General features: G+C 66.8%; 9 protein-coding genes. 6 read left to right on the top strand and 3 right to left on the bottom strand.

Annotation, left to right across the window (positions count from 1 at the left end; all coding sequences use genetic code 11):
* Positions 1–107: 107 nt before the first annotated feature.
* Positions 108–1,661: a signal recognition particle protein gene (gene ffh, locus AC4ELS_RS21240; RefSeq protein WP_498883001.1), complete on the top strand. Its 1,554-nt coding sequence runs from the start codon at positions 108–110 to the stop codon at positions 1,659–1,661.
* A 3-nt stretch (positions 1,662–1,664) separates the two neighbouring features.
* Positions 1,665–2,726: a metal-dependent hydrolase family protein gene (locus AC4ELS_RS21235; RefSeq protein ID WP_498883000.1), complete on the top strand. Its 1,062-nt coding sequence runs from the start codon at positions 1,665–1,667 to the stop codon at positions 2,724–2,726.
* Positions 2,727–2,801: 75 nt separating this feature from the next.
* On the opposite strand, the gene AC4ELS_RS21230 is transcribed toward AC4ELS_RS21235, so the two are convergent.
* The 3 genes from AC4ELS_RS21230 to AC4ELS_RS21220 all read right to left on the bottom strand — a co-directional run bounded on the left by AC4ELS_RS21230 (position 2,802) and on the right by AC4ELS_RS21220 (position 6,243).
* The gene (locus tag AC4ELS_RS21230; protein ID WP_499049140.1) at positions 2,802–4,373 is read right to left on the bottom strand and encodes a diflavin oxidoreductase; all 1,572 of its coding nucleotides are present in this window, start codon (positions 4,371–4,373) and stop codon (positions 2,802–2,804) included.
* An 83-nt stretch (positions 4,374–4,456) separates the two neighbouring features.
* The gene (locus tag AC4ELS_RS21225; protein WP_448446842.1) at positions 4,457–5,272 is read right to left on the bottom strand and encodes a D-alanyl-D-alanine carboxypeptidase; all 816 of its coding nucleotides are present in this window, start codon (positions 5,270–5,272) and stop codon (positions 4,457–4,459) included.
* Positions 5,273–5,358: 86 nt separating this feature from the next.
* A complete protein-coding gene (locus tag AC4ELS_RS21220; protein ID WP_499049137.1) occupies positions 5,359–6,243 on the bottom strand; it encodes a D-alanyl-D-alanine carboxypeptidase family protein in 885 nt (294 codons plus the stop codon).
* A 75-nt stretch (positions 6,244–6,318) separates the two neighbouring features.
* On the opposite strand from AC4ELS_RS21220, the gene AC4ELS_RS21215 reads away from it, so the two are divergent.
* The 4 genes from AC4ELS_RS21215 (at position 6,319) to AC4ELS_RS21200 (ending at position 8,962) form a co-directional block, all read left to right on the top strand.
* Positions 6,319–7,554 (top strand): osmoprotectant NAGGN system M42 family peptidase, encoded by a 1,236-nt coding sequence (locus AC4ELS_RS21215; RefSeq protein ID WP_064881784.1) that lies wholly within the window; start codon positions 6,319–6,321, stop codon positions 7,552–7,554.
* Between the two features lie 19 nt (positions 7,555–7,573).
* Positions 7,574–7,993: a nuclear transport factor 2 family protein gene (locus AC4ELS_RS21210; RefSeq protein WP_055112870.1), complete on the top strand. Its 420-nt coding sequence runs from the start codon at positions 7,574–7,576 to the stop codon at positions 7,991–7,993.
* A gap of 250 nt (positions 7,994–8,243) precedes the next feature.
* Positions 8,244–8,711, top strand: coding sequence for a 30S ribosomal protein S16 (rpsP, locus tag AC4ELS_RS21205; RefSeq protein WP_064881782.1), 468 nt, complete (start codon positions 8,244–8,246; stop codon positions 8,709–8,711).
* 8 nt (positions 8,712–8,719) lie between these two features.
* Positions 8,720–8,962 (top strand): RNA-binding protein, encoded by a 243-nt coding sequence (locus tag AC4ELS_RS21200; protein ID WP_003881089.1) that lies wholly within the window; start codon positions 8,720–8,722, stop codon positions 8,960–8,962.
* Positions 8,963–8,973 lie beyond the last annotated feature (11 nt).

Raw genomic sequence — 8,973 nt, 5'->3', positions numbered from 1 at the left:
TCCAGGCGCACACAGTGCTCACCGACCAGCGGCTCGGCAATCAGCTTCACCCGATCAGACCACTACCGGTCGTAGGCTCGCTGATCAGTTCCCATTAGGCTTACCACGTGTTTGAGAGCCTGTCTGACCGGTTGACCGGAGCCCTGCAGGGCCTACGCGGCAAGGGGCGGTTGACCGACGCCGATATCGACGCCACGGCGCGCGAGATCCGGTTGGCCCTCCTGGAGGCCGACGTCTCGCTGCCTGTGGTGCGTGCCTTCGTGGCACGCATCAAGGATCGCGCCAAGGGCGCCGAGGTCTCCGCCGCGCTGAATCCCGCGCAGCAGGTGGTCAAGATCGTCAACGAGGAGCTGATCGGCATCCTCGGCGGCGAGACCCGCCAGTTGGCCTTCGCGAAGACCCCGCCGACGGTGATCATGCTCGCCGGTCTGCAAGGTGCCGGTAAGACCACGCTGGCCGGCAAGCTGGCGAAATGGCTCAAGGGTCTGGGCCACACCCCGCTGCTCGTCGCATGTGACCTGCAGCGGCCAGGTGCGGTCAGCCAGCTTCAGATCGTGGCCGAGCGCGCCGGTGTGGCGTCCTTCGCGCCGCACCCGGGTACATCGCCCGATGGCCTGGAGATCGGTGGCCACGGTGATCCGGTGGCGGTCGCGACGGCCGGTATGGCCGAGGCCCGGGCCAAGCATTTCGACGTGGTGATCGTCGACACCGCCGGCCGGCTGGGCATCGACGAGGAGCTGATGGGCCAGGCCGCGGCGATCCGCGACGCCGTGAAGCCCGACGAGACCCTCTTCGTGCTCGACGCGATGATCGGTCAGGATGCCGTCGCCACCGCCGAGGCGTTCCGCGAGGGCGTCGGTTTCACCGGTGTCGTGCTGACGAAGCTCGACGGTGACGCGCGCGGTGGTGCCGCGCTGTCGGTGCGTGAGATCACCGGCGTGCCGATCCTGTTCGCCTCGGCCGGGGAGAAGCTCGAAGACTTCGACGTCTTCCACCCCGACCGGATGGCCAGCCGCATCCTGGGCATGGGCGACGTGCTCACCCTCATCGAGCAGGCCGAGCAGGTCTTCGACCAGCAGAAGGCCGAGGAGGCCGCCGCCAAGATCGGCTCCGGCGAGCTGACGCTGGAGGACTTCCTCGAGCAGATGCTGGCGATCCGCAAGATGGGCCCGATCGGCAACCTGCTTGGCATGCTGCCCGGGGCCGGCCAGATGAAGGACGCGTTGGCCGCCGTCGATGACAAGCAGCTGGACCGGGTGCAGGCGATCATCCGTGGCATGACGCCGGCCGAGCGGGCCGATCCGAAGATCATCAACGCCTCGCGCCGGCTGCGTATCGCCAATGGCTCCGGGGTCGAGGTATCCGAGGTCAACCAGCTCGTGGACCGGTTCTTCGACGCCCGCAAGATGATGTCGTCGATGGCCGGCCAGATGGGAATGCCGTTCGGGCGCAAGAACTCCCCGCGCAAGGCCGCCAAGGGCAAGAACAAGCAGGCCGGTAAGAAGAAGGGCCGGGGTCCGACCCCGCCGAAGAACCCGTTCGGCGCCGGGATGCCCGCCGGCTTCCCGGACCTGTCCAACATGCCCAAGGGCCTGGACGAATTGCCACCGGGTCTGGCCGATTTCGACCTGTCGAAGCTGAAGTTCCCGGGCCAGAAGTAACCGATGGCGCTGCACGTTCGTGGTCGCGGACTTCCCGACGACGAAGAAGTGCAGTGGTGGATCCACCAGGGTGTGCTGTCGGCTGAGCCGATCGCCAACGCCGACACTGTCTTTGACGGTGGCTGGATCATTCCGGGCCTGGTCGACGCGCACTGCCACGTGGGCCTCGGCCCTCATGGCGCCGTCGAGCTGGACGAGGCGGTGACGCAGGCCGAAACCGAACGGAACGCGGGCGCACTGTTGTTGCGGGACGCCGGCTCCCCGGTGGACACCCGAAGCTTCGACGACCGCGACGACCTGCCGCGCATCATTCGAGCCGGACGCCATCTGGCCCGACCCAAGCGTTATTCACCCGGCTTGCCGATCGATATCGAGGACGAGTCGCAACTGCCCGCTGCCGTGGCCGAGCAGGCCCGGTGGGGTGACGGCTGGGTGAAGCTGGTCGGCGACTGGATCGACCGAGGGGTCGGGGACCTGGCCCCGTTGTGGTCCGACGAGATCCTCAAAGCCGCGATCGACGCCGCCCACGCCGAGGGAGCGCGGGTCACCGCGCACGTCTTCGGTGAGGATGCGCTGCCCGGACTCATCAAGGCCGGAATCGACTGCATCGAGCACGGCACCGGGATCACCGATGACACAATCGAATTGATGCTCCAACACGGCACCGCGCTGGTGCCGACCCTGATCAACATCGACAATTTCCCCGGCATCGCCGACGCGGCGGGCAAGTATCCGCAGTATGCCAAGCACATGCGTGACCTGTACGGGTCCTGTCGCTCCCGGGTCGGTGCGGCCTACGAGGCCGGCGTACCGATCTTCGCGGGCACCGACGCCGGCGGCATGATCGCGCACGGCCGCATCGCCGACGAGATCGAGGCGCTCAAGGGCATCGGGATGAGCCCCACCGCCGCCCTGGGTGCGGCCAGTTGGGACGCTAGGGCGTGGCTGGGGCGGCCCGCGTTGGAGGACGGTGCATCCGCAGACCTGGTCTGTTACACCGAGGACCCACGCCATGGCGGGGTCAGCCACCCGGATCTGGTGATCCTGCGCGGGCGGGTGTTCTGACTCTCCGCCGAGCAGACGCAAACTCGCATGAATTCGACCGGAAATGTACGAGTTTGCGTCTGCTCGCGGGGAAAATCAGTACACGTCACGCAGGTAGCGGTGGGTCTTGATCAGGTCGTTGACATAGGCGTGCGCGGTGTCCGCGTCCATGCCCCCGCTCTCGGCGACGATCTCGTGCAGAGTGGCATCCACGTCCTTGGCCATCTGGTCGGCGTCACCGCACACGTAGAGGTGCGCACCATTCTGCAGCCACGCGAACAACTCGGCGGAGTGCTCCCGCATACGGTGCTGCACATACACTTTCGTGTCCTGGTCGCGGGAGAAGGCCAGATCGAGCCGGGTCAGCGTGCCGGACTCGACGAATTCCGTCAACTCCTCGCCGTAGAGGAAGTCGGTGGACCGGCGACGGTCTCCGAAGAACAGCCAGGAGCGGCCGGGCGCGGCGGCGGCCTGCCGCTCCTGCAGGAACGCCCGGAACGGGGCGATGCCGGTACCAGGGCCGATCATGATGATCGGCACATCGCCTGCGGGCAGCCGGAAATGGTGGTTGGGCCGCAGGTGAACCTGCACCGTCGCGGTGCGCTCGGCCAGGTAGGTCGAGGCGACGCCACCGTGGCGGCGGTCGGCGCCGGGGTAGTGCACGGTGGCCACGGTCAGGTGCACGTGATCGGGGTGCGTCAGCGGACTCGAGGCGATCGAGTAGTCGCGGAACTGTAACGGGCGCAAGGTATCTACCACCTCGTCGACAGTGAGGTCGGTGCGCCGGATCAGATCGAGGACATCCTCACCGTAGGCGGCGGTACCCGCCAGCTCCTGCAGCGCTCGCGAGGGGGTCCGGATCTCCAGGTGTTCGGTGAGCAGGACGCCCAGAGTCTCTTCCGAGTCGCCGACGCGATGCTCGGGGCCGACCTGGAGTTCGGCCAGGATCGCGGCCACCAGGTCGGGATCGTTGACCGGGTGGACGGCAAGCGAGTCGCCGGCCTGATAGGCGATCCCGGAGCCGGTGAGGTCCAGTTCGTAGTGGCGGACCTCCTTGTCGGATTCTGCCGCCGTGAGCAGTCGATTGACGGCCAGGGGAGCCGCGAAGGGGCGGTTGCGTTCCTGGCCGCGAAGCGGAGGTTCGGCCGCGACGGCCGCGACGGCCTCGACGCCGGAGACGGCAGCGGCGGGGCCGGACTGGGCGGCGATGAGTTGCTTGACCAGGTCGGTGGTCCAGGCCGCGGCCGGTTCTTCGTAGTATCCGTCGACGTCCACGCGGTCGGCGAGCCGGGTGGCGCCCAACTCCTCCAGCCGGGCATCGAGGAGTTTTCCTGCGTTGCAGAACAATTCGTACGAGGTGTCGCCGAGGGCCAGGATTGCGAAGCTCATGTGTTCCAGACGTTCGGTCGAGGCGCTGATCGCCTCCCAGAACAGCGTGGCGGTGTCGGGGAACTCGCCGTCGCCGAAAGTCGATGTCACCACGATGAAATGCGTTGCGGTACTGAGCTGGCTGAGTTCGACTTGGTTGAGCTCGACGGCCTCGGCAGGAATTCCGGCGGCGGTGGTGGCCTCGGCGAACGACATGGCAGCGTCTTCGGCGTTGCCCATGTCGGTGCCATAGGCGACCACCAACGAGAACTCACGGTCGGACACATCGGCTCCCCTCATCGCGCGCGGGCACTCCACACGAATTTAGGGTTACCTTAGTTGGGTGTGAGTCCCGGTGGGGCCCTACCTCTTAGCGTCGAAGGTCAGTGCGAGAAACCGTAATCGAACAAATCGATCGCCTGTCCGTACAGATCGCCGGTGCCGTACATCTGGACCACGATCAGACGACGGTTACCCCGTTGCGCGGCACCGACATACGTCTTGCGGGCCAGGTCCGTGTAGCCGGTCTTGCCGGCGATGTCGCCGGGGTAGCGCGCAAGCAGTTCGTTCTGGTTGGTCAGGGTCTTGCCGGGGAACTGGGCCGAGGGCTGGCGCATGATCTGCGCGATCAGTGGGTACGTCAGCGCGGCGCGCAGGATCACCGCCAGGTCGTGAGGAGTGGTCACGGTTTCCCAGCCGGGGCCGTCGAGGCCGGACGGTGAGCCGGCGCGGGTGTTGCGAGCGCCGACTGTGGCCGCCTTGCGCGTCATTGCCGCGACGGTGGCGGGACGGCCGCCGAGCATGTCGGCGAGCATGTTCGCCGCGTCGTTGCCCGACACCATGAGCAGTGCCTCGAGTAGCTGGCGGGTGGTGTACGGCTGACCCGGTTTCAAGCCCACACATGAACATTCGACCTTGGTATGGGATGCGTTGGCCCGGGCGAAATTATCGGGCCGGAGATGATCGAGCACCACCATCGCCAACAGGGGTTTGATGGTGCTGGCCGGGGCATACGAGCCGTTGGGGTCCTTGGACGCCAGTACCTGGCCGGTGTCCATGTCCGCAACCAGCCAGGCCTTGGCGGGTCCGTCGGGAATCTGGGCGCCTGCCGGCTGGACGCCGGGCTGCGCGTACGCGGAGGGCGTGACCGCGAGCACCGCGCCGAGGGCGAGCACGGTCGCCGCGAAACGTCGTCGCACGGAGCTTGACGCTACGGATCACAGGACTCGCTCAGCGCGCGATCAGGTCTCCGTATGGTTGCGGCGCGGAGGTACGGATCAGCCCGTTACAACTGGCCGATGCCTGCTGAGTGGTCCTGAGCGAATCCCCAGTCCAACAGGCTGGTGGCCTGGTCCCAGTAGGTCGGGCCACCTTCCTTGACCAACCCGTACATCATGGCGACCACCAACCGGCGGCCGTCGCGCTGCGCAGCGCCGACGAACGTCTTGCGAGCCACGTCGGTGAAACCGGTCTTACCGCCGAGCATGCCTGGATAGCGGCCCAGCATCTCGTCCTGGTTGACCAACGTGACCGGTCCCGTGGCACCTGGAAAGGACGCCGACGGGGATGACGTGATCGCCGCGAACATCGGATTCGCCAGCGCGGCGCGGAAGATCACGGCCAGGTCCCGCGGTGTGGTGGCCCCGTCAATGCCGGGGCCGTTCAGACCCGATGGCGACCCGGCATGGGTGGCGTTCGCGCCGAGCGCGGCGGCCTTGGCGTTCATCTTGGCCACCGCGGCGTCGGTCCCGCCGAGCATGTGTGCCAGTGTGTTGGCGGCGTCGTTGCCGGACACCAGCAGTGCCGCATCCAGCAGCTGCCGCATGGTGTAGGTGCGTCCGGCCTTGATCCCGACGCAGGTGCACTCGACCTTGGCATCGGCTTCGTCGGCGACGACGGTTGCATCCAACGGAATCTCGTGGAGGGCCACCAGCGCCAGCAGAGTCTTGATGGTGCTGGCGGGTGCGTGCGGGGCGTACTGATCCCGGCCGGCCAGGATCTGGCCGGTATCCATGTCGGCGACGATCCAGGCCGGGGCGGGGCCGGCCGGGATGGGTGTCGCGCCGACCTGCTGCACGCTGGTGTCGGCGGAGGCCGTGGGGGAGCCTGGTAGAGCTGTTGGGAGAAGTGCTGCGAGACAGAGCGAGATCGCACCGACGAGCCTGACCATGTCCACTGACCCTAGTGGCACAATCCGCGGGCATCGGCGTGTGAGGAAGATCCGACGAATACGAGGTGAGAAAACGTGGCCGAGACCGCCGCCATGCCGGAGGCCGAACGTAAGTGGATGATCGACACGCTGCTGTCGTTGCTGCAGACTCCGAGTCCGTCGGGACGCACCGACGCCGTGATGCAGTTGATCGGCGATATCCTCAACGATCTGGGCGTGCCGTTCACGTTGACCCGGCGCGGTGCGTTGACCGCCGAGCTGCCTGGTGAGTCGCCCACGATCGACCGAGCGCTGGTGGTGCACGCCGACACCATCGGCTGCATGGTCAGGAATCTGAAGGACAACGGCCGGCTCGAATTGGTCCCCGTCGGCACATTCTCCGCAAGGTTCGCTGCGGGCGCGCGGGTGCGGATCTTCTCCGACGACCCCGACGAGTTCTTCACGGGCACGATCATGCCGCTCAAGGCCAGCGGGCATGCCTACGGCGACGAGATCGACACCCAGCCCACCGACTGGGACCACGTCGAGGTACGGGTGGACCGAAATGTGTCGACACGTGCGGATCTGGAACGGCTGGGTCTGAACGTGGGTGACTTCGTCGCGCTGATCGCCAGCCCCGAACTCACCGAGGACGGCTTCGTGGTGTCGCGCCACCTCGACGGGAAGGCTGGGGTGGCGGTCGCGCTGGCCCTGGCCAAGACCATCTCGGAGCAAAAGATCGTGCTTCCGCACCGCGCCACTCTCATGGTGACCATCACCGAGGAAGTGGGGCACGGTGCCAGTCACGGGCTTCCGCCCGATGTGGCCGAGTTGGTTTCGGTCGATAACGCGGTCTGCGCCCCCGGACAGCACTCGATCGAACACGGCGTGACGATCCCGATGGCCGACCTGCACGGCCCGTTCGACTATCACTTGACCCGCAAGCTCTGCCGCCTGGCCGAGGGACAGGGCATCCCGTTCGCGCGGGACGTGTTCCGCTACTACCGGTCCGACGCGGCAGCCGCCATCGAGGCCGGCGCGGGTACCCGCGCGGCACTGCTGGGGTTCGGCCTCGACGGGAGCCACGGTTGGGAACGGACCCACCTGGACTCGTTGGAGGCCACCTATCTGTTGCTCAACGCTTGGCTGCAGACACCGTTGACGTTTGAGGCCTGGGATTCCAGCCCGACCGGTGCACTGCGTGACTTCCCGTCCTCGAAGCAGCCGGCTCCCAGTGAGCAGTGGGTGCCGTTGTCCCGCGGCCACTTCACCGAGCCGGGGGACGCCTCGCCGGGCGCGCATTGGCCGCCGTCGGAGGGCCCTCAATCCTGACCTGGTGTTGAATCGAGACATGTTGAGCCTGGCCGAGATTTCGGACCGTCTGGAGATCCAGCAGTTGTTGATCGACTACTCCACGGCGATAGACCGTCGACTATTCGATGACCTCGATGCGGTGTTCACCTCCGATGCCTACATCGACTACCGGGCGATGGGGGGCATCGACGGTCGCTATCCCGAGGTCAAGGCTTGGCTGGCCGAGGTGCTGCCGAACTTCCCGGCCTACGCCCACATGCTCGGCAACTTCGATGTCCGGATCGACGGTGACAAAGCGTCGTCCCGCACCATCTGCTTCAACCCGATGGTGCTGCCGGGGCTGGAGCAACAGGTGTTGTTCTGCGGACTGTGGTACGAGGACGAGTTCGTCCGGACGGCCGACGGCTGGCGGATGAGCCGCCGTGTCGAGACCAAGTGTTTCGACAAGGTCGTCTGACCGTCGCAACCCGAGCGCCTCAGGCGCCGAGTGGCCGGTTGTGACACGCAACCGGCGGCACGTTGTGCAATAACTGGCCATTCGAGCTGGAGTTGGGCTGGTCGGCATCGTTCTGGCACAATTGGGCGCTGTCTGCCACGCGACTCGTTCAATGCGCTGCGCGGCGGTCACACACGTAAGGCAAAACCGGATCGGGCAATTCCGCCCGCATCGCTGAATTGCAGCGTGACATAGAGGAGAAGTCTCAACCATGGCTGTCAAGATCAAGCTCACCCGGCTTGGCAAGATCCGCAACCCCCAGTACCGCATCGCCGTCGCCGACGCGCGCACCCGCCGCGAAGGCCGCTCCATCGAGGTCATCGGGCGCTACCACCCCAAGGAAGAGCCCAGCCTGATCGAGATCGATTCGGAGCGCGCGCAGTACTGGCTGGGTGTGGGCGCGCAGCCCACGGAGCCGGTGCTGGCCCTGCTGAAGATCACCGGTGACTGGCAGAAGTTCAAGGGCCTGCCGGGCGCCGAGGGCACCCTGAAGGTCAAGGAGCCCAAGCCGTCCAAGCTGGACCTGTTCAATGCGGCGCTGGCCGAGGCCGAGAGCGGCACCGGTGCCGCGGCCGTCACGCCGAAGAAGAAGAAGGCTCCCAAGAAGGATGACGCTGCCGAGGCCGCCGCTGAGGCACCTGCCGAGGCCGCTGCCGACGACGCCGCAAGCGAGAGCTGAGCATCGCAGTGAGTTCTGTCGTGGTCGACGCCGTCGAGCACCTGGTCCGCGGCATCGTGGACAATCCCGACGACGTACGCGTCGACATGGTCACCAGCCGCCGCGGGCGGACCGTCGAGGTGCACGTGCACCCCGATGACCTGGGCAAGGTCATCGGTCGCGGCGGCCGCACGGCCACCGCGCTGCGCACCCTGGTCGCTGGCATCGGTGGGCGCGGAATCCGCGTCGACGTGGTGGACACCGACCAGTAGCGTCGGATCCA

The organism is Mycobacterium shunyiense, assembly GCF_058270035.1.
The sequence above is the reverse complement of the archived record's forward strand: the minus strand, read 5'-3'. Positions and strand labels throughout refer to the sequence as shown.